The organism is Azoarcus sp. Soil_N_20 (assembly GCF_057656155.1).
Genome location: NZ_JBDGKX010000001.1, coordinates 710,640 through 728,336, shown reverse-complemented (window position 1 = coordinate 728,336; position 17,697 = coordinate 710,640). Strand labels below are relative to the sequence as shown.

21 protein-coding genes and 1 tRNA gene are annotated in these 17,697 nt (G+C 65.3%); 13 read left to right on the top strand and 9 right to left on the bottom strand.

What is annotated here, in order from left to right; all coding sequences use genetic code 11:
- Positions 1–42: 42 nt before the first annotated feature.
- The 7 genes from AC3A35_RS03460 to tpiA form a co-directional block, all read right to left on the bottom strand.
- Positions 43–1,296, bottom strand: a complete 1,254-nt coding sequence (locus AC3A35_RS03460; protein WP_487434496.1) for an NADH-quinone oxidoreductase subunit D — start codon at positions 1,294–1,296, stop codon at positions 43–45.
- Positions 1,289–1,894, bottom strand: a complete 606-nt coding sequence (locus tag AC3A35_RS03455; protein WP_487434495.1) for an NADH-quinone oxidoreductase subunit C — start codon at positions 1,892–1,894, stop codon at positions 1,289–1,291. The genes AC3A35_RS03460 and AC3A35_RS03455 overlap by 8 nt, the downstream gene beginning before the upstream one ends.
- Positions 1,895–1,908: 14 nt before the next feature.
- Positions 1,909–2,385 (bottom strand): NuoB/complex I 20 kDa subunit family protein, encoded by a 477-nt coding sequence (locus AC3A35_RS03450; RefSeq protein ID WP_011238548.1) that lies wholly within the window; start codon positions 2,383–2,385, stop codon positions 1,909–1,911.
- Positions 2,386–2,388: 3 nt separating this feature from the next.
- Complete coding sequence (gene ndhC / locus AC3A35_RS03445; RefSeq protein ID WP_487434494.1) at positions 2,389–2,763, bottom strand: NADH-quinone oxidoreductase subunit A; 375 nt, start codon at positions 2,761–2,763, stop codon at positions 2,389–2,391.
- Positions 2,764–2,864: 101 nt separating this feature from the next.
- Positions 2,865–2,949, bottom strand: a tRNA-Leu gene (locus AC3A35_RS03440).
- A gap of 65 nt (positions 2,950–3,014) precedes the next feature.
- The gene (gene secG, locus AC3A35_RS03435) at positions 3,015–3,377 is read right to left on the bottom strand and encodes a preprotein translocase subunit SecG (RefSeq protein ID WP_487434493.1); all 363 of its coding nucleotides are present in this window, start codon (positions 3,375–3,377) and stop codon (positions 3,015–3,017) included.
- A 27-nt stretch (positions 3,378–3,404) separates the two neighbouring features.
- The gene (tpiA, locus tag AC3A35_RS03430) at positions 3,405–4,148 is read right to left on the bottom strand and encodes a triose-phosphate isomerase (protein ID WP_487434717.1); all 744 of its coding nucleotides are present in this window, start codon (positions 4,146–4,148) and stop codon (positions 3,405–3,407) included.
- A 292-nt stretch (positions 4,149–4,440) separates the two neighbouring features.
- Between tpiA and AC3A35_RS03425 the strand changes: the two genes are divergently transcribed.
- The 9 genes from AC3A35_RS03425 to AC3A35_RS03385 all read left to right on the top strand — a co-directional run bounded on the left by AC3A35_RS03425 (position 4,441) and on the right by AC3A35_RS03385 (position 11,761).
- Positions 4,441–4,815, top strand: coding sequence for an ArsR/SmtB family transcription factor (locus AC3A35_RS03425; RefSeq protein ID WP_487434492.1), 375 nt, complete (start codon positions 4,441–4,443; stop codon positions 4,813–4,815).
- Between the two features lie 2 nt (positions 4,816–4,817).
- Positions 4,818–5,297, top strand: coding sequence for an arsenate reductase ArsC (locus AC3A35_RS03420; RefSeq protein ID WP_487434716.1), 480 nt, complete (start codon positions 4,818–4,820; stop codon positions 5,295–5,297).
- 31 nt (positions 5,298–5,328) lie between these two features.
- Positions 5,329–5,703 carry an arsenite efflux transporter metallochaperone ArsD gene (gene arsD, locus AC3A35_RS03415; RefSeq protein ID WP_487434491.1) on the top strand — a complete coding sequence of 125 codons (375 nt, stop codon included), beginning with the start codon at positions 5,329–5,331 and terminating at the stop codon, positions 5,701–5,703.
- A gap of 228 nt (positions 5,704–5,931) precedes the next feature.
- Positions 5,932–7,698, top strand: a complete 1,767-nt coding sequence (gene arsA / locus AC3A35_RS03410) for an arsenical pump-driving ATPase (RefSeq protein WP_487434490.1) — start codon at positions 5,932–5,934, stop codon at positions 7,696–7,698.
- A gap of 40 nt (positions 7,699–7,738) precedes the next feature.
- On the top strand, positions 7,739–8,815 hold the full coding sequence (gene arsB / locus AC3A35_RS03405; RefSeq protein WP_487434489.1) for an ACR3 family arsenite efflux transporter: 1,077 nt from the start codon (positions 7,739–7,741) through the stop codon (positions 8,813–8,815).
- A gap of 17 nt (positions 8,816–8,832) precedes the next feature.
- Entirely contained in the window at positions 8,833–9,402 is a 570-nt protein-coding gene (sigZ, locus tag AC3A35_RS03400) for an RNA polymerase sigma factor SigZ (RefSeq protein WP_487434488.1), read from the top strand.
- A 96-nt stretch (positions 9,403–9,498) separates the two neighbouring features.
- Complete coding sequence (locus AC3A35_RS03395) at positions 9,499–9,894, top strand: hypothetical protein (RefSeq protein ID WP_487434487.1); 396 nt, start codon at positions 9,499–9,501, stop codon at positions 9,892–9,894.
- A gap of 73 nt (positions 9,895–9,967) precedes the next feature.
- A complete protein-coding gene (locus AC3A35_RS03390) occupies positions 9,968–11,281 on the top strand; it encodes a hypothetical protein (RefSeq protein WP_487434486.1) in 1,314 nt (437 codons plus the stop codon).
- A 249-nt stretch (positions 11,282–11,530) separates the two neighbouring features.
- A complete protein-coding gene (locus AC3A35_RS03385; RefSeq protein WP_487434485.1) occupies positions 11,531–11,761 on the top strand; it encodes a DUF2789 domain-containing protein in 231 nt (76 codons plus the stop codon).
- A gap of 64 nt (positions 11,762–11,825) precedes the next feature.
- Here the strand turns inward: AC3A35_RS03385 and AC3A35_RS03380 are convergent, their stop codons facing one another.
- Positions 11,826–12,134 (bottom strand): chaperone modulator CbpM, encoded by a 309-nt coding sequence (locus AC3A35_RS03380; protein ID WP_487434484.1) that lies wholly within the window; start codon positions 12,132–12,134, stop codon positions 11,826–11,828.
- 3 nt (positions 12,135–12,137) lie between these two features.
- Positions 12,138–13,076, bottom strand: coding sequence for a DnaJ C-terminal domain-containing protein (locus AC3A35_RS03375; protein ID WP_487434483.1), 939 nt, complete (start codon positions 13,074–13,076; stop codon positions 12,138–12,140).
- Between the two features lie 315 nt (positions 13,077–13,391).
- Between AC3A35_RS03375 and AC3A35_RS03370 the strand changes: the two genes are divergently transcribed.
- The 4 genes from AC3A35_RS03370 to AC3A35_RS03355 all read left to right on the top strand — a co-directional run bounded on the left by AC3A35_RS03370 (position 13,392) and on the right by AC3A35_RS03355 (position 17,477).
- Complete coding sequence (locus tag AC3A35_RS03370; RefSeq protein WP_487434482.1) at positions 13,392–13,655, top strand: hypothetical protein; 264 nt, start codon at positions 13,392–13,394, stop codon at positions 13,653–13,655.
- A 274-nt stretch (positions 13,656–13,929) separates the two neighbouring features.
- Positions 13,930–15,288 carry a sensor domain-containing protein gene (locus AC3A35_RS03365; protein WP_487434481.1) on the top strand — a complete coding sequence of 453 codons (1,359 nt, stop codon included), beginning with the start codon at positions 13,930–13,932 and terminating at the stop codon, positions 15,286–15,288.
- 201 nt (positions 15,289–15,489) lie between these two features.
- The gene (locus AC3A35_RS03360) at positions 15,490–17,031 is read left to right on the top strand and encodes a serine/threonine-protein kinase (protein ID WP_487434480.1); all 1,542 of its coding nucleotides are present in this window, start codon (positions 15,490–15,492) and stop codon (positions 17,029–17,031) included.
- Entirely contained in the window at positions 17,028–17,477 is a 450-nt protein-coding gene (locus tag AC3A35_RS03355; RefSeq protein WP_487434479.1) for a TssQ family T6SS-associated lipoprotein, read from the top strand. Before AC3A35_RS03360 ends, AC3A35_RS03355 begins: the two co-directional genes overlap by 4 nt.
- Positions 17,478–17,697: the final 220 nt, after the last annotated feature.

Sequence of the window (17,697 nt, the reverse complement as noted above, 5' to 3'; positions counted from 1 at the left end):
GCCGTCTGTTCGTTGGGGACCACGCGCTCCATCGATGGGCGCTCATCTGTCGATCTCGCCGAACACCACATCCATCGTGCCGATGATCGCAACCACGTCGGCGATCATGTGGCCGCGACTCAGTTCGTCCATCGCCGCGAGATGGGCGAAGCCGGGGGCGCGCAACTTCAACCGGTAGGGCTTGTTCGCCCCGTCCGACACCGCGAACACCCCGAATTCACCCTTGGGGTGCTCGATTGCGGCATAGACCTCGCCCTTGGGCACGTGCATGCCCTCGGTGAAGAGCTTGAAATGGTGAATCAGCTCTTCCATGTTGGACTTCATCTGCTCGCGCGGCGGTGGCGCAACCTTGTGGTTGTCGGTGATGACCGGCCCCGGGTTCTTGCGCAGCCATTCGATGGACTGGCGGATGATGCGGTTGGACTGGCGCATTTCTTCCATGCGGCACAGGTAACGGTCGTAGCAGTCGCCGTTCTTGCCCACCGGAATGTCGAAATCCATGCGGTCGTACACTTCGTAGGGCTGCTTCTTGCGCAGATCCCACGCGATCCCCGAGCCACGCAGCATCGGGCCGGAGAAACCCCAGCTCAACGCCTGCTCCGGCGAAACCACGCCGATGCCGACCGTACGCTGTTTCCAGATCCGGTTGTCGGTCAGCAGGGTTTCGTATTCGTCGCAGTAGCGCGGGAAACGATCGGTGAAATCCTCGAGGAAGTCGAGCAGCGACCCCTGCCGGTTGGCATTGAGTTCCTTGATCGCCTTGGCGTTCTTGAACTTGTTCAGCTCGTACTGCGGCATCCGATCCGGCAGATCGCGATAGACCCCGCCCGGACGATAATAAGCCGCATGCATGCGCGCGCCCGAAACCGCCTCGTAGGCGTCCATCAGGTCTTCGCGTTCGCGGAAGGTGTACAGCACCATCGTCATCGCACCGATGTCGAGCGCATGAGTGCCGATGTTGAGCAGGTGATTCAGAATGCGGGTGATCTCGTCGAACATGACCCGGATGTACTGCGCACGCTCCGGCACCTCGACGCCGAGCAGGCGCTCGATCGCCATGCAGTAGGCGTGCTCGTTGCACATCATCGACACGTAGTCGAGGCGATCCATGTAGGGCACCGACTGCACCCAGGTACGGGTTTCAGCGAGCTTTTCGGTGCCGCGATGGAGCAGTCCGATATGCGGATCGGCACGTTCGACGACCTCGCCGTCGAGTTCCAGCACCAGACGCAGCACGCCGTGCGCGGACGGATGCTGCGGACCGAAGTTGATCGTGTAGTTGCGGATCTCAGCCATGACCGACGTTCCCGTAGCTCTCTTCGCGCACGATGCGCGGTGTGTTTTCGCGCGGCTCGATGGTTACCGGCTGATAGACCACTCGACCCTGCTCCGGGTCGTAGCGCATTTCGACGTAGCCCGACACCGGGAAGTCCTTGCGGAACGGATGCCCGACGAAGCCGTAGTCGGTGAGAATGCGGCGCAGGTCCGGATGGCCGGCATACATGATGCCGTACAGATCGAAGGCCTCGCGCTCGAACCAGTTTGCGCTCGACCACAGTTCACAAAGCGAGTCGAGGACCGGGAATGCGTCGTCGTCGGCGAACACGCGCAGGCGCAAACGCCAGTTGTAGTGAATGGACAGCAGATGGGCGGCGGATGCAAAGCGCTTGCCGGTCCAGTCGCGGTTGCCGAAGGTGGAATAGTCGAGACCGGAAACGTCCATCAACTGTTCGAAACGCAGATCGGCATGATCGCGCAGCGTGCGCGCAACCTGCAGATAGTCTGCGGCGGCCACTTCGACGGTGACCTCGGCGCGATCCAGAACCAGCGACTGCAGCTTCTCGCCGAAAACTTCCTGCAGGGTCTGGCTCAGGCGTTCAAGCTTGGAACTCATGATCTGGAGCCTCGTCAGCGTGCAATCGTATTGGTGCGCTTGATCTTGTTCTGGAGCTGGATGATGCCGTAGAGCAGCGCCTCGGCCGTCGGCGGGCATCCCGGCACATAGACATCCACCGGCACGATGCGGTCACAGCCGCGCACGACCGAATAGGAATAGTGGTAGTAGCCACCGCCGTTGGCGCAGGAGCCCATCGAGATCACCCAGCGCGGCTCGGCCATCTGGTCGTAGACCTTGCGCAGCGCCGGAGCCATCTTGTTGCACAGGGTGCCGGCCACGATCATCAGATCGGACTGGCGCGGACTGGGACGGAAAACCACCCCGAAACGGTCCAGGTCGTAACGCGCACACCCTGCGTGAATCATCTCGACTGCGCAACAGGCCAGACCGAAGGTCATCGGCCACAGCGAACCCGTGCGCGTCCAGTTGATCACCGCATCGAGCGAAGTGGTCACGAACCCTTCGCGAAAGACGCCCTCAATGCTCATGCCTTACTCCCAGTCGAGTGCGCCGTTTTTCCACTCGACGATGTAGCCGATAACCAGGATGGCGAGAAACACCATCACCGAACCAAACACGAACCAGGCATGCTCGCCGGCTGAGATGAATTCCTGAAAGACGGTCGCCCACGGAAACAGAAAGGCGATCTCGAGATCGAACAGGATGAACAGAATGGCGATGAGGTAGTAACGGACGTCGAACTTCATGCGGGCGTCTTCAAACGCCTCGAATCCGCACTCGTAGGGAGACAGCTTTTCGCTATCGGGACGATGGGGCGCGATCACGCGCCCGAGAATGACAGGAACAACACCAAAACCAAGACCAACGAGGATGAACAGCAGAACAGGAAAATAGTTTTCCAGCATGGCTCAATAACCCCTATCGAGTTCGGCAGCTTGCTGCTGCCATTATTGTTTTGGCTGCTATTCAAGGAAACGCCCGCATCTGCGGGCGCTCTATGCATTCCTGGTGCCGACGGTGAGACTCGAACTCACACGGCTTTCGCCACTACCCCCTCAAGATAGCGTGTCTACCAATTCCACCACGTCGGCAATCCGTTTGCTACAGCAAAAGAATTATACGGGATTTTGCGCACTGCGCAAAGTGTTGTTTGTACCTACTTGGGGATTTCCCGAGCCTTGGAATCATCCACGGGAGCGGCCGGAGCGGGCGCCACGGCGTCGTTTGCTGGTGCCGTCTGGACGGCCCCTTCCATGACGCTGGAGGGTGCGGCCGGCTTGTTGCTGGCAAGGTAGCTGAGACTGAGACTGGTGATGAAAAACACCGTTGCCAGCACTGCAGTGGTGCGGCTCAGGAAGTTCGCCGACCCCGACGAGCCGAACACGCTGCCCGACGATCCACCGCCGAATGCCGCGCCCGCGTCGGCACCTTTGCCGTGCTGCACAAGGACAAGACCGATCACACCGAGACCGACCAGAACATGCACCGTCAGGACCAGAGGAAAAAGAACATCATTCATCACTGCAGACCTTGAAAAAAACGTATATCACTTTTGTTTAGCCACTGCCGCCCGGCAGATGGTCATGAAATCTTCGGCCACGAGCGAGGCCCCGCCGATCAACCCACCGTCGACATCGGCCGTCGCAAACAATTCGGCTGCATTGTCGGGCTTGACGCTGCCGCCATAAAGGATGCGCACCCCATCCGCAGTCACGCCGTGCGCACGTAGCCAGCCACGAATACCGGAATGCACTTCCCCGACCTGCACCACCGTCGCCGAACGACCGGTTCCGATCGCCCACACCGGCTCATAAGCCAGCACCAGCTTCTCCATCGCCGCCGCACCGACAATTTGCAGCACCGCCGCCAACTGACGTCCGACCACGTCCATCGCCTGGCCGGCCTCACGCTCCGCAAGCGTTTCGCCGACACACACGATCGGTATCAGCCCGGCCTCGATCGCCGCCGCCGCCTTGCGCCCGACCGCCGCGTCATCCTCGGCGAACAGCGCGCGGCGCTCCGAGTGGCCGACGATCACGTAGCGACAGGCGAACTCCGCCAGCATTGCCGCACTGACTTCGCCGGTGTAGGCACCCGCACGGTATTCGCTGACGTTCTGGGCGCCCAGCGCAATGCCACGCAGCCCCGCTCCGACCTGTACCAGATAGGGAAACGGAACGCAGACAGCGATATCGACCCCCGAAACCACATCGAGCGCAGCCAGCAGGGCTTCGTTCGCGGGGAGACTGCCGTTCAGTTTCCAGTTGCCGGCGACCAGTTTGTTAGCCATTCCGAAAGCCGTCCGATAAATCGGCGGATTATAGGCCGCTGCCGGCCGGGTAGCAAACCGCCTCCCGTTACGCGGCTTCCCGGCGTCGCCGCCGGATGACACCCCGAGCGCGGCCTCCACATTCTCCGGGGCGCCCGTCACGCGACCCGGATCGCCGGCATGGCGCCAGCGGCGCGAATCGCGTCGTGGGTCACGGTAGAGTGACGGTCCTCTTGCAGCCGATGCCAGGCGGCGCGCTTGCACAACACCACGACAATCAATACAATCTTTCAAACTTTATTGAAATATTGAAATGAAAAAAGCGGACGCCATTCAGGTCTTCGAGTCACTGTCTTCCGGGGTCAGGCTCGACGTGTTCCGGCTGTTGGTTCAGGCCGGCCGGAGCGGACAGGTGGCCGGCGAGATCGCAGCCACGCTGGACATCCCGCCGACCAATCTTTCCTTCCACCTCAAGACCCTGATCCAGTCCGGGTTGCTGACAGTCGAACAGGAAGGCCGCTTCCAGCGCTATCGCGCCAACATTCCACTGATGCTGGAGACGATCGCCTACCTCACCGAGAACTGCTGTGCCGGACATCCGGAGGACTGTGCCGGAATGCGCGGCGCCATCCCGGGTGCCGACGCGTTGCTGCCCCCGCTCGATTGCGCCAAGGGAGATGCGTGCTGATGATGAATGTGCTGTTCCTGTGTACCGGCAACTCGTGCCGTTCCATCCTCGCCGAGGCCACCTTCAATGCACTGGCACCGGCCGGCATGCGTGCGATGAGCGCGGGCAGCGATCCGGCCGGTTACGTCCATCCGCGCTCGCTGGCCCTGCTCGAACGCGAGGGCATGCCGATCTCCGGCTACCGCAGCAAGTCGTGGAACGATTTGCCGGCGACACCCGATGTGGTGATCACAGTCTGCGCCAGTGCGGCCGGCGAGACCTGTCCGGTGTATCTGGCGCCGGTGCCGCGCGGTCACTGGGGGGTGGACGACCCGGCCAAGGCCACCGGTACCGACGCGGAAATAGATGCCGCCTTCGAGCGGGCCTATCGCATCCTGCGGCATCGCATCGAGGCCTTCCTTGCTCTGCCTGCGGACCTTGCCCAGCGTCACCCTGCTGCATTCAAGGCAGAACTCGCGCGCATCGGGACCCTGCTTCCCTGAATCCATCACGAACACGCGGAGAAACCACTTCATGAAAGCCATTCAGATTTTTGATCCCGCCCTGTGTTGCCCGACTGGCATTTGCGGCACCGAGGTCGACCAGACCCTGATCACGGCCGCTGCCGACCTCGACTGGGCGAAGCAGCAGGGCGCCAACATCCAGCGCTTCAACCTTGCCCAGCAGCCGCTGGCGTTTGCCGAAAACGCGGTGGTGAAGGGTTTCCTCGAGCGCTCGGGGCAGGACGCGCTGCCGCTGGTGCTGGTCGATGGCGAGATGGCGCTTGCCGGGCGCTATCCGAGTCGTGCGGAGTTGTCGCGCTGGGCGGGGATATCGGTGCTGCCGATCGCTGCTGCCGCGACTGCTTCGAAGAGCGACAGTTGTTGTGGGGGAGGGAGCTGCGGGTGATCTTGGGCAAGGCGACGAGCGTGCAAGACTGACCGGGCGATCGCAGCAAGCGCTCGATCCGGGGCATTCCTGCGATGGGCAGACGTTCGCGGCCTTCGGCTTCCCGACGGCCCACCGCAGGAACGCCCCGGCGCGCTTGTTGCGATCGCCCTGCTGATTGCCGACTGCGGACTGGTGTGAGCAAGACCAGCCCTGGCCTTTATTGCCCGATTGAAACTGGAGTTCATCATGCTGTTTCTTGAATCGCCGCCCCGCTACCTCTTCTTCACTGGCAAAGGCGGCGTGGGCAAGACCTCGCTGGCCTGCGCGACTGCGATCCGCCTCGCCGAGGCCGGCAGCAAGGTGCTGCTGGTGAGTACCGATCCGGCCTCGAACGTGGCCCAGGTATTTGAGCAGACCATCGGTAATCGGGTCACCGCCATTACCGAAGTGCCGAACCTCGCCGCGCTCGAGATCGATCCGGAGGCGGCGGCCCAGGCCTATCGCGACCGCGTCGTCGGGCCGGTGCGCGGGGTATTGCCCGACGACGTGGTGCGGGGCATCGAGGAGCAGCTTTCGGGCGCGTGCACGACCGAGATCGCCGCCTTCGACGAATTCACCGGACTGCTGATCGACGGTGAGCTGACCCACGATTTCGATCACATCGTGTTCGACACCGCCCCCACCGGCCACACCATCCGCTTGTTGCAGCTCCCCGGCGCGTGGAGCGGCTTCCTCGACCACAGCGACACCGGCGCCTCCTGTCTGGGCCCGCTGTCCGGGCTGGAAAAGCAGCGCGCCCAGTATCGCGCCGCGGTCGATGCGCTTGCAGATCCGGTCCAGACCCGGCTGGTGCTGGTCGCCCGCGCCCAGACCTCGACCCTGCGCGAGGTGGCGCGCACCCACGACGAACTCGCTGCAATCGGCCTCACCCGGCAATACCTGGTGATCAACGGCATCCTGCCGGAGTCCGAAGTGCGGTCCGATACCCTCGCCGCCGCCATCGCAGGGCGCGAGCAACTTGCGCTGGACAAGGTCCCGGCCGCCTTGCGCGCCCTGCCCACCGACCACGTCCCGCTGATGCCCTTCAACCTCGTCGGGCTGGACGCGCTCAAGGCCCTGCTCGACCCGCAAGCCAGCGGCCCGGCGCCGCTGGCAGCCTCCACCGCGCGGCATCCGGCCCTGCCCAGCCTGTCCACCCTGGTCGACGAGCTCGCCCGGGATGGACACGGCCTGGTGATGCTGATGGGCAAGGGCGGCGTCGGCAAGACCACGCTCGCCGCGGCAGTGGCGGTAGAGCTTGCGCGCCGCGGCTTCCCGGTGCACCTGACCACCTCCGACCCGGCCGCCCACCTTGCCGAGACCCTGGCCGGCGAACTCGAGCACCTGTCGGTGTCGCGCATCGACCCGCATGCCGAGACCGAGCGCTACCGCAAGCATGTGCTCGAAGCCAAGGGCAAGGATCTCGACGCCCAGGGCCGCGCCCTGCTCGAGGAGGACCTGCGCTCGCCCTGCACCGAGGAGATCGCCGTATTCCAGGCCTTCTCGCGCATCATCCGCGAGGCCGGGCGCAAGTTCGTGGTGATGGACACCGCCCCCACCGGCCACACCCTGCTGTTGCTCGACGCCACCGGCGCCTACCATCGCGAGATCGCGCGCCACATGGACAAGAGCGGCGTCGCCCACTACACCACGCCGATGATGCAGCTGCAGGACCCGCAGCAGACCAAGGTACTGATCGTGACCCTGGCCGAAACCACCCCGGTGCTCGAGGCCGCCAGCCTGCAGGCCGACCTGCGCCGCGCCGGGATCGAGCCGTGGGCGTGGGTGATCAATAACAGCCTGTCCGCTTCGACGACCGACTCGCCCCTGCTCGCCCGCCGCGCTGCCCAGGAATGGCCGCAGATCGAGGCGGTGCGCGAACACCACGCCCGCCGCGTCGCCCTCGTCCCGATCCAGGCCGAGGAGCCGATCGGCGTCGACCGGCTTGCCGCGCTGGCCGAAGGCCGAGGCTGACCCCACCAACCCCGATCCATCCGAATTCAGGTACCCACCCATGTCCGCCCAATGTGAAGTCGTCGGCAAACAGGCCGCCGGCGCCCCGATCAGCTTTTTCGAACGCTACCTGACCGTCTGGGTCTTCCTCTGCATCGTCGCCGGCACGGTCTTCGGGCAGATCGCACCGGCCGCGGCACAGGCGGTCGGCCGGCTCGAATTCGCCCACGTCAATATCCCGGTCGGGGTGCTGATCTGGATCATGATCATCCCGATGCTGATGAAGATCGATTTCGGCGCGCTGCACGAGGTGCGTGAGCAGAAGGCAAGCATGGGCATCACCCTGTTCGTGAACTGGGCGATCAAGCCCTTCACCATGGCGCTGCTCGGCTGGATCTTCATCCGCCACGTGTTCGCGCCCTGGCTGCCGGCGGAGCAGCTCGACAGCTATATCGCCGGCCTGATCCTGCTCGGCGCCGCACCGTGCACCGCGATGGTCTTCGTCTGGAGCAACCTGTGCAAGGGCAACGCCAACTTCACCCTGACCCAGGTCGCGCTCAACGATCTGGTGATGGTGTTCGCCTTCGCCCCCATCGTCGCGCTGCTGCTCGGGGTGTCGTCGATTCCGGTGCCGTGGGACACGCTGACGCTGTCGGTAGTGATGTACATCGTGATCCCGCTCGCCATCGCCCAGTTCATCCGCGCCCGCCTGCTGCGCGGCGGCAGGGCGGCGTTCGACGCGGCGCTGGCCCGTATCGGCCCGTTCTCGATCATGGCCCTGCTCGCCACCCTGGTGCTGCTGTTCTCGTTCCAGGGTCAGACCATCATCGCCCAGCCTGCGATCATCGGCATGCTCGCGGTCCCGATCCTGCTGCAGACCCTGTTGATCGCCGCCATCGGCTACTGGCTCAACCGCAGGCTCAAGGTGCGCCACGACGTGGCGGGCCCGTCGACGATGATCGGCGCGTCGAACTTCTTCGAGCTCGCGGTGGCGGTGGCGATCGTGCTCTACGGCTTCGATTCGGGCGCGGCGCTGGCCACCGTGGTCGGGGTGCTGATCGAGGTGCCGGTGATGTTGTGGCTGGTAAAGATGGTGGTCCGCACGCGGGCGTGGTACGAACGCCCCCAGATGGCCTGAAGGCACGGACGAACACAGTGGATCCGACACCGACACCTTGCGCACTCCAGGCCTGGCAGCGCCACGAGGCCGAGTTGCACGGCTTCCTGCGCCAGCGCCTCGACCGCCCGGAAGAGGCCGAGGACATGCTGCAGGACGTATTCCTGAAAGCGTTGCGCCAGGGCAAGGGCTTCTGCGAGATTGAAAATGCCCGCGCCTGGCTGTTCCAGGTCGCGCGTCATGCCCCGATCGACCACTATCGCACCTCGCACCGGACCACCGAACTGCCGGACGATCTGAGCGCCGACACGGATGAGATCGACGCGATCGACACCTTGTCCGCCTGTCTGCCCCGGGTGCTGAGCGAACTCCCCGAGGCCGACCGCATCGCCATCGAGTTGTGCGAGATCGAGGGTCTCACCCAGCAGGCCTTCGCCGACCGCCTCGGGCTCTCGCTGGCGGCAGCCAAGTCGCGCGTTCAGCGGGCCCGGGCGCGTTTGCGCGCGCGCATGAGCGAAGCCTGCAAGGTGCGCTTCGATGCCTCGGGAAAGGTGTGCTGTCATGTCCCCCGCCCGCCGCTCGCCGACGACGCGGAAGTGGACGCCTGAGCGCCCGAAGCGCATCCTTTCGCTCATGCAATCGTCTGCACCAGAAACGGACGATGCAGTCCGATTCGATACAGGAAATACGGAAGGAGGCGAGACATGGAAATGATCAAGCAGATCCTGATGTCATTCAGGAGCGGGTTGCCGAACGACAGCAAGACCGCGGCCGCGATTGACCGCGGCGCGCCTGCGGAAGAGATCGCCAATTGCGCAAGCGAAGAGCAGTTGCATGCGCTGGCAGGGGCATTGTTCGAAGCGCTCGAGGAACAGGGCGGTGCCGCCGGCGATGACAGTGACGGCCGGGTGACGACACAACTGGCAGGCCGCCTGCGCGAATTCCGCGCCCAGATACCGGCCACCAGTGCCACCGCACAGGCCATCGACCGCGGCGCCAGCATCGAGGAGATATCCGAAGCGGCACAGGAAGAAGGCCTGAATTCGCTCACCGCCATGCTGTTCGAAGCCGAGCAGGAGGCCGCACGCACCAAGGACTGAGCGCGGTGCATGCACGGGCCGATGGCCCGTGCCCTATTGTCAATGCATCAGAAATCGGTAACGCGCCAATTTCATGGACCGGATCATCGCCCCCCCGAACCTGTTCGCACCGCGGCGCGCCGCAGCCGAGGTTGCGCTCGCCCTCAACCGTTACTGCAACTGTCGCAGCCTCGATGTCGAACGCCTGCGCCGCCAACTCGAGTCCGAGCCTGCACTGCTCGGACTTGCCGCGGAGATCGAGCGCAACCGCCCGCACCTGTTCTCGGCCACTGCGGTATTCATCCCGCCGGCCACCCTGCAGGCGATGGCCGACATCGTCGCCGCAGCCGAAACCGTCATCGCCCTGCCCGGATTCGGCGAGCAGGCGCTCCGTCGGGCACCGGCGATCGCCCGCCTCGATCCCGGACCGCGCGGCGTGTTCATGGGCTTCGACTTCCACCTGTGCGCGCATGGTCCGCAACTGATCGAGATCAACACCAACGCCGGCGGTGCGCTCCTCAATCGCGCCCTGGCCCACGCCCAGCAGGCCTGCTGCATCGAGGTCGAGCCCTATCTGCGCCCCACCGCCGACCTGGACGCCCTCGATGCGGTCTGGCTGCAGATGTTCCTGGATGAATGGACGCTGCAACGCGGCAGCGGTCGCCCGACCCGCATCGCCATCGTCGACGACGAGCCGGCGCAGCAATATCTCCATCCGGAGTTCCTGCTGTTCCAGCACCTGTTCCGCAGCGCCGGCATCGACGCGGTCGTGGCCGATCCGGCCGGAATGAGCTGGCGCAATGGCCGGCTGACCCACGACGGACAGGCGATCGATCTGATCTACAACCGTCTCACCGATTTCTACCTCGAAGCGCCGAAACTCGCCGCGCTGCGCGCCGCCTTCGAGGCCGGCGCCGTGGTGCTCACCCCCCATCCGCGAGCCCATGCGCTCTATGCCGACAAGCGCAATCTGGCGTTGCTGAGCGACCCGGCCCGCCTCGCGGCACTCGGCGCTCCGGCCGATGCGATCGCGCTACTGGAGGCCGGCATTCCGCGCACGGTCGAGGTCACCCCCGAGCTTGCCGACAGCCTGTGGGCCGCACGCCGTACCCTGTTCTTCAAACCCGCTGCCGGATTCGGCAGTCGCGCCGCGTATCGGGGCGACAAGCTCACCCTGCGGGTGTGGCAGAGCATTGTCGCCGGCGGCTATGTCGCCCAGGCCATCGCCCTGCCCTCGGAGCGCGTGGTCAGCATCGACGGCCAGGACAGCGACCTTAAGCTCGATGTTCGCGCCTACGTGTATGAGGGGCGGATCCAGCTCGTCGCGGCGCGCCTCTACATGGGGCAGACGACCAACTTCCGCACCCCGGGCGGTGGCTTCGCACCGGTGTTCGTGACGTCGGACTGAACGGGCCCGGGCCGTGCCCCGCGGCCGTGCCCGTTATGCGCCGGTCGCAGGCCCGCGCGAAGACATCCGCGCAATCATGACCTATAACATCATGGTCACGCCCCGTGTGGCCAACGAACGCAAGGTGGCGCATGCTGCAGGCGTTCGAGCGCGAAGCGGAACCGAGTGCCCGGGCGCCCGGTTCAAGTAGCGGCACCCTGTCCGCTCTCGCGCCCGCGGCGTCTGTTCATGCCATTGTCGGAGATCGCCATGCAAACACCCGTACACGCATTCACCGACCTGTTCGCGCAACTCGGGCTGCCGAGCGACACCGAGGCAATCAAGCGCTTCATCGAGGCCCACCGCCCGCTCGCGCCCGAGTTCGAGCTGGCGGACGCACCGTTCTGGAATCCCGGTCAGGCCAGCTTCATCCGCGAAGAGCTGCTGCGGGACGCCGACTGGGCCGAGCTGGTGGACCAACTCGACGCCGCGCTCAGGTGAAAAACACGCGCACCTGAGCGTGAAGGCGGCGCGTGCGACGGCGCTGCCACCGGACCGGGAGCACCTACAGGCCGGCCGCCTCGAGTCGGCTGCGAAGCGCGCGCACCTCTTCGAGCAGATCCACCACCAGCGCGGCAAGCTCCGGGTTGGCATCGAAATCGCGCTCCACGGCCACCAGCTGGCGGACACGCGCCAGGTCGGCGCTGACGAAGGTCCAGCATGCGGGTTCGCCGGCGAGCGAGCTACACAGAATGCCGGCCTCGACCCGCTCCACGATCCACTGCGGCTCGATCGCGCAGGCCCGCGCCAGCTCGTCCAGGCTCAGGGTGATGTCGTCTAGCAGTTCGCCGGTCAGGATGTCGTCTCGGGTCATGACTCAAGCCCCCATGGTGCGGCGCGGGTCGAAGGCCAGTTCCCGCGCCATCGTTTCATAGATCTGCCGGGCGGCATCGGAATCGGCGGGCGGGAGCACCACCTCGAGTACGACATACAGATCGCCGGGAGGCTTACCGGGAATGCCGCGCGCTTTCAGACGCAGCTTGCGCCCGGTCTGCGATCCGGCCGGCACCTTCACCTGCACCGGACCGGACGGTGTGGGGGTTTCGATCGCCGCTCCCAGGGCAGCCTCCCATGGCGTCACCGGCACGGTTTCGTAGACGTCCCTCCCGTCCACGCGATAACGGGGGTCGGGGCGAAAGTGGATCTCCAGGTAGAGATCCCCCGCGGTGCCGCCGCCGAGGCCGGGACCGCCCTGACCTGCCAGCCGGATGTGCTGGCCCGCTTTGACCCCAGACGGAATGCGCACGTTGAGCACGTGCTCGCGGAGCGCGACGCGGCCCTGTTCATCCATCCGGGGAACGCGCAAGGTGATCTCGCGCGCGGCTCCCTGATAGGCGTCCGCGAGGTCGATGAGCACCTTGGCGTGGTGATCCTCGCCATGCATCCGGAAGGCCTCCGACTTGCCGGCACGCCCGGCGCGTCCGAACAGGCTGGCAAAGAAGTCACTGCTGTCGCCCATGTCGGCGGCGGAGAACCCGCCGCCCGAAAACTCGAAGCCCGCATCCCAGTCCGGTGGCGGCTGGAACTCCTGCCCGGCCCGGTAACGGCCGCCCAACTGGTCATAGGCTGCGCGCTTCTCGACATCGGACAGCACCGCATTGGCCTCGTTGACCTCCTTCATGCGAATCTCCGCATCCGCCTCCTTGCTCACATCGGGGTGGTATTTGCGCGCCAGCTTGCGGTAGGCCTTCCTGATCTCGTCCGCGCTCGCGGTTCTGTCCACACCGAGCGTCTGGTAGTAATCCCTGAATTCCACGATGCGGCGCCCCCCGAGGTTGTGGTGACACTGAGCAGGCAGCAATCCGGCCAAGCATCGCCGGATCCCTCGACGAGGTCTGTCCGCAAGGTAACGCGGCCCTGGTCGGACGGAAGACTGCCAGCTCCTCGTCATCATAGTAGTTCTTTGCCATCGGCGGCGCCCGGTGCGGGCGGACGACCACACCCGGGGTGCGCCCGTCGAAATGCCCCGCGCTGCACCGGCTGACCCGCCGACAATGTGTGCAAAGCCACAGTCGGGTGCGCCGGTTTCCGGCACAGTGGGATCTCGACAGTCATCAATGGAGGTGACGCCATGAGAACTCGAAACGATCAGGCTATCGACCAGCCGGCACCGCGCTTCCATGCCCGCCGTGCCGATGGACTGTTTACCGCGATCCCGTTCCTTTTCGTGACCGAACGGATGGCCGCGGAGATCCTCGCAGAACGGGAGGCGCTCACCGCGAAGGCAGCCGATCCGAAGAAGCAGGCCGCCCTGTTTGCCTCATACAATCCGCAGACACGTGCCGCGACGTTCAGATCGATCCTGAATCTGTTTCACCCCACACGGGCCGCCTAGCGCACGGCAGCGGACACGGTCGGGCCGGAATCCGGGGCGGACGAGCCACATCGGTTGGCCCCACGTCACCACAATCCCGGCCCGACCCGCCCCAGACACGCGCACCGGCCCGAGCCACCCGAGGTTCCCATGGTTCGGCGCACACGACACGTCGACGACAGGACTTGCCCGCTACGGGCCCGCTTCGACTACGCTATGTGACGCAGAATGCCCGCTGGACCATGTCTGGAGCCGGGCATCCGCCACCACACGTCCTGTTTAGAAGGTAGCCGAGTTGTTTTCACCGTCGCCCAAAGTCATGGATCTGCTGCTCGACGCCATTTGCGTCGTCGACACCGAGGGTCAGTTCGTCTATGTCAGCGCTGCCAGCGAGAGGATTTTCGGCTACACCCCTGCCGAACTGATCGGCACGCCGATGATCGATCTGGTCCATCCGGACGACCGCGAGGCCACGCTGGCGATCGCCAGGGAAGTCATGACCGGACAGCGAAAAAACCACTTCGAGAACCGCTACCTGCGCAAGGATGGCCAGATCGTGCACATCATGTGGTCGGCCAACTGGTGGGCCGACGAACAACTGCGTGTTGCGGTCGCCCATGACATCACCGAGCGCAAACATGACGAAGCCATGCAGGCCGCGGTCTACGCCATCTCCGAGGCTGCCTACGGCGCCGAGGATCTGGGCTCGCTGCTCGGACAGATCCACCGGATCGTCGCCGCACTGCTGCCGGTCAGCCTGTTTTGCGTCGCCCTGCGGGATCGACAGAGCGGCGCACTGAGCTTTCCCTACCATTCCGACCGCGACACCCCGGCCTGCGCCCTGCCATCGCCCGCCGCCAGGGCAATCAGCGCGGAGATCATCGCCTCGGGGGAGCCCGTGCTGCTGACCCCCGACAGCACTGCCGAGCGCCTGACCGTGTTGCCGACACTGCACGGGAAGTCGTTGAACTGGCTGGGCGTCCCGCTGCTTGCCCAGCAGACCACCTTTGGCGCGCTGGTGATTCAGAGCAACACCACGCTACCGCGCTATACGGCCAGAAACAAAGAGTTGCTGCAGTTCGTATCGACCCAGATCGCGGCGGCCATCCAACGCATCCAGATGCAAACGCATCTGCAGTTCCTGTCCCACTACGACCAGCTCACGGGACTGCCCAACCGAACCTTGCTGCACGAGCGCCTCGACCGGGCGCTGATCCGGGCTCGCCGTGAACAGGGCCTGGTTGCACTGCTTTACCTGGACCTCGACAAGTTCAAGCAGGTCAACGACAGCTTTGGCCATGGCACCGGCGACCTGCTGTTGCAGGCGGTCGCCGACCGGCTGGGGCAGTGCGTACGTGCGTCGGACACGGTATCGCGCATCGGCGGTGATGAATTCGTGGTCCTGCTGGAAAGTGTCGAGCGGGTGGACAATGCGCTCGCCATTGCGGAAAAGATTCGCGGCAGGCTCAATCAGCCGTTCCAGCTCCGCGAGCACAGTCTGATGATGATCCCCAGCATCGGCGTTGCGCTGTACCCCGAGCACGGGGAGGAACCCGGCGGATTGCTCGAGCAGGCAGACAAGGCCATGTATGTCGCCAAGAACGGCGGTGGCAATCGCATCGAACTGGCGTCCGGCAGCCGTGCCGACAGCTGAACGGGAATGGTGGCAGGTGCGGGTCGCCGTCCTGCAGGTGGCCTCATAATGACGGTGACAAAGGAAGTGTTCGGTCCCGAGCGGGGAGCCGACCGGCCTCCCGTCCCGCGGCGCGCCACTGAACCGGCCAGTCGCGCTTGTGATACCTTCTCCCTGACGCTCACCCGTTCCCGGATCGCAACGATGGTTTCGCCCGTATCCGTGCCTGAAGCTTCCGCCGCCCATCGGCGCACGATGGGCCGCTATGTCATCTCCACCGAACTCGGTCGCGGCGCGATGGGTACCGTTTACTGCGCCGAGGATCCGCTGATCGAGCGCAATGTCGCGCTCAAGGTACTCGCACTCGACCCGCGCCAGACAAGCCAGGCGGACTTCCGCGAGCGCTTCTTTCGCGAGGCGAAGGCGGCCGGCAGACTCAATCACCCCAACATCGTCACCATCCACGATGTCGGCGAGGACAGCGATGGCACCCCTTACATCGCGATGGAACTCCTGCCCGGGCTGACCCTGCGCGACAGTCTCGACAGCGGCATCGTCGTCCCCCTGCACAAGGTCATCGACGTCGCGATGCTGGTCCTGCGCGGACTTGACTACGCGCACCAGCAGGGCATCGTGCATCGCGACATCAAGCCGGCAAACATCATGCTTGCCCGCAACGGCATGGTGAAGATCATGGACTTCGGCATCGCGCTGGCGGTCGATGCCGGCAAGGAGCTGGACGACCTGATGCTCGGATCGCCGAGCCACATGGCGCCGGAACAGGTGACCAGCGGTCCGGTCGATGCGCGCACCGACCTCTTTGCGCTCGGTGTCACCCTGTACGAGTTGCTGACCGGCAAAAGTCCGTTCGCCGGCGACAGCATGGCCGCGGTGACCCACAACATCCTGCATCTCGACCCGCCCTCGCCCGCCACGCTGAACCCCGACGTCCCCCCCGAACTCGACCGGGTCGTCATGCAGGCACTCGCCAGGGAGCCCGCCGCACGCTTCGCGAGCGCGCGCGAGATGAGTCGCGCGCTCGCGCCGATCCGTCGCATGCTGACCGAAAACCGCGGGGCGAGCGACGCGCGGAGCGAGCTACCCGGTGTGACCGGCGACGCCGCCAAACCCGTTCCCGACCTCGATCCACGACCGGGAGGCCCGCCCTCGAGCGCCGAACGGAAACGGGCAAGGCCGTTCCTGCGACCCGGAATCCTGCTGGTCGGCGGTGCCGCGATCGCGCTGCTCATCGTGCTGAGCCGACTCGATGACGGCGGCGACGCTGTCGCGCCCGCTGCACCCCCGCCGGCCGCGGTCGCCTCGGCCCCGGCCCCGGCCACGGCCGAGTCAGGGGTCACCGAGCCGGAACTGACGGTGGTGGAATCGCCCACGGAACCGGGCGCGGACCCGGTCTTGGCTGACCCTGCCGTGGAGCTTGATCCGCTCCCGTCCGACGCGGACGCGCCGCCCCCGCCGACGACCGCGCCCGAGCCCGAGCCTGCGGTCGCGGATGCCGCGCCGCCGGAGCCGTCGCCGAAGAGCCCGCCTGCACCTGCCCGCGGCACGCTCGGTCTCAGCGTACTGCCCTGGGGCGAGGTGTACGTGAACGGCCGCAAGCGGGGGGTCACGCCGCCACTGCGCGCACTCGAACTGCCACCGGGCACCTACCGGATCGAGATCCGCAACGCGGATTTCCCGCCCCGGGTCGAGAGGGTGAAGATAGAATCCGCCAAGTCCATCAGCATCAGGCACCGCTTCCAGTGAAACCCGGTCCGGTTCGATCCCCACATGGCGGCGTCGCCAGCATTGCCATCCTGCTGTCGAGCCTGCTCTTCGCCGGCTGCGTGAGCGGTCTGCCTTATGAGCCGGTGCCAATTGCCGAACGGGCACCGACGCAATTCGGCGAAGCGGCGGCAGCCCTGAACAGCGGCGTCCTGCTGTACGAGAGCGGCCGCTATGACGCGTCGACGGCCGAACTGAGCCGCGCCCTCGACCTCGGTCTGCGAACCGCGGCCGAGATCGTCCGGGCCCGTAAGTATCTCGCCTTCATCCTGTGCTCGACCGGCAAAGCCGCCAGATGCCGGAGCGAATTCCGCGAGGCGCTCCGGATCGACCCGAATTTCGAGCTCGACAAGGCCGAAGCCGGACACCCGATGTGGGGGCCGGTCTTCATCGAAGTGCGCAAGGAATTCGCCGGCCGCACGCGCTGACGTCCGGTTTCCGTGACCAGGAGCCACTCCGTGCGGCGGGGAGGATTCGACATCACGGCTCCATCCGGGGCTTGACGCCCCCCGCGTCGGCAACCAAGCTGACAGGATGGGAATCGGGAGCATATGATCTCCACCATGGAACGGGACAGTCGAAGTTTGCCCGTTCGATTGTCTTCGTCCACCGCGAAAACGACCGCGAGATGGTGGAAAAGATGCGCCG

Excerpts from the sequence above, each read along its gene's own strand:
- AC3A35_RS03385 (WP_487434485.1), top strand. The coding sequence starts at position 11,531 with ATGCAAACACCCGTACACGCATTCACCGACCTGTTCGCGCAACTCGGG.
- arsA (WP_487434490.1), top strand. The coding sequence starts at position 5,932 with ATGCTGTTTCTTGAATCGCCGCCCCGCTACCTCTTCTTCACTGGCAAA.
- AC3A35_RS03370 (WP_487434482.1), top strand. The coding sequence starts at position 13,392 with ATGAGAACTCGAAACGATCAGGCTATCGACCAGCCGGCACCGCGCTTC.
- AC3A35_RS03380 (WP_487434484.1), bottom strand. The coding sequence starts at position 12,134 with ATGACCCGAGACGACATCCTGACCGGCGAACTGCTAGACGACATCACC.
- AC3A35_RS03390 (WP_487434486.1), top strand. The coding sequence starts at position 9,968 with ATGGACCGGATCATCGCCCCCCCGAACCTGTTCGCACCGCGGCGCGCC.
- arsD (WP_487434491.1), top strand. The coding sequence starts at position 5,329 with ATGAAAGCCATTCAGATTTTTGATCCCGCCCTGTGTTGCCCGACTGGC.
- AC3A35_RS03450 (WP_011238548.1), bottom strand. The coding sequence starts at position 2,385 with ATGAGCATTGAGGGCGTCTTTCGCGAAGGGTTCGTGACCACTTCGCTC.
- secG (WP_487434493.1), bottom strand. The coding sequence starts at position 3,377 with ATGAATGATGTTCTTTTTCCTCTGGTCCTGACGGTGCATGTTCTGGTC.
- tpiA (WP_487434717.1), bottom strand. The coding sequence starts at position 4,148 with ATGGCTAACAAACTGGTCGCCGGCAACTGGAAACTGAACGGCAGTCTC.
- AC3A35_RS03425 (WP_487434492.1), top strand. The coding sequence starts at position 4,441 with ATGAAAAAAGCGGACGCCATTCAGGTCTTCGAGTCACTGTCTTCCGGG.
- arsB (WP_487434489.1), top strand. The coding sequence starts at position 7,739 with ATGTCCGCCCAATGTGAAGTCGTCGGCAAACAGGCCGCCGGCGCCCCG.
- AC3A35_RS03395 (WP_487434487.1), top strand. The coding sequence starts at position 9,499 with ATGGAAATGATCAAGCAGATCCTGATGTCATTCAGGAGCGGGTTGCCG.
- AC3A35_RS03455 (WP_487434495.1), bottom strand. The coding sequence starts at position 1,894 with ATGAGTTCCAAGCTTGAACGCCTGAGCCAGACCCTGCAGGAAGTTTTC.
- ndhC (WP_487434494.1), bottom strand. The coding sequence starts at position 2,763 with ATGCTGGAAAACTATTTTCCTGTTCTGCTGTTCATCCTCGTTGGTCTT.
- AC3A35_RS03460 (WP_487434496.1), bottom strand. The coding sequence starts at position 1,296 with ATGGCTGAGATCCGCAACTACACGATCAACTTCGGTCCGCAGCATCCG.
- AC3A35_RS03420 (WP_487434716.1), top strand. The coding sequence starts at position 4,818 with ATGAATGTGCTGTTCCTGTGTACCGGCAACTCGTGCCGTTCCATCCTC.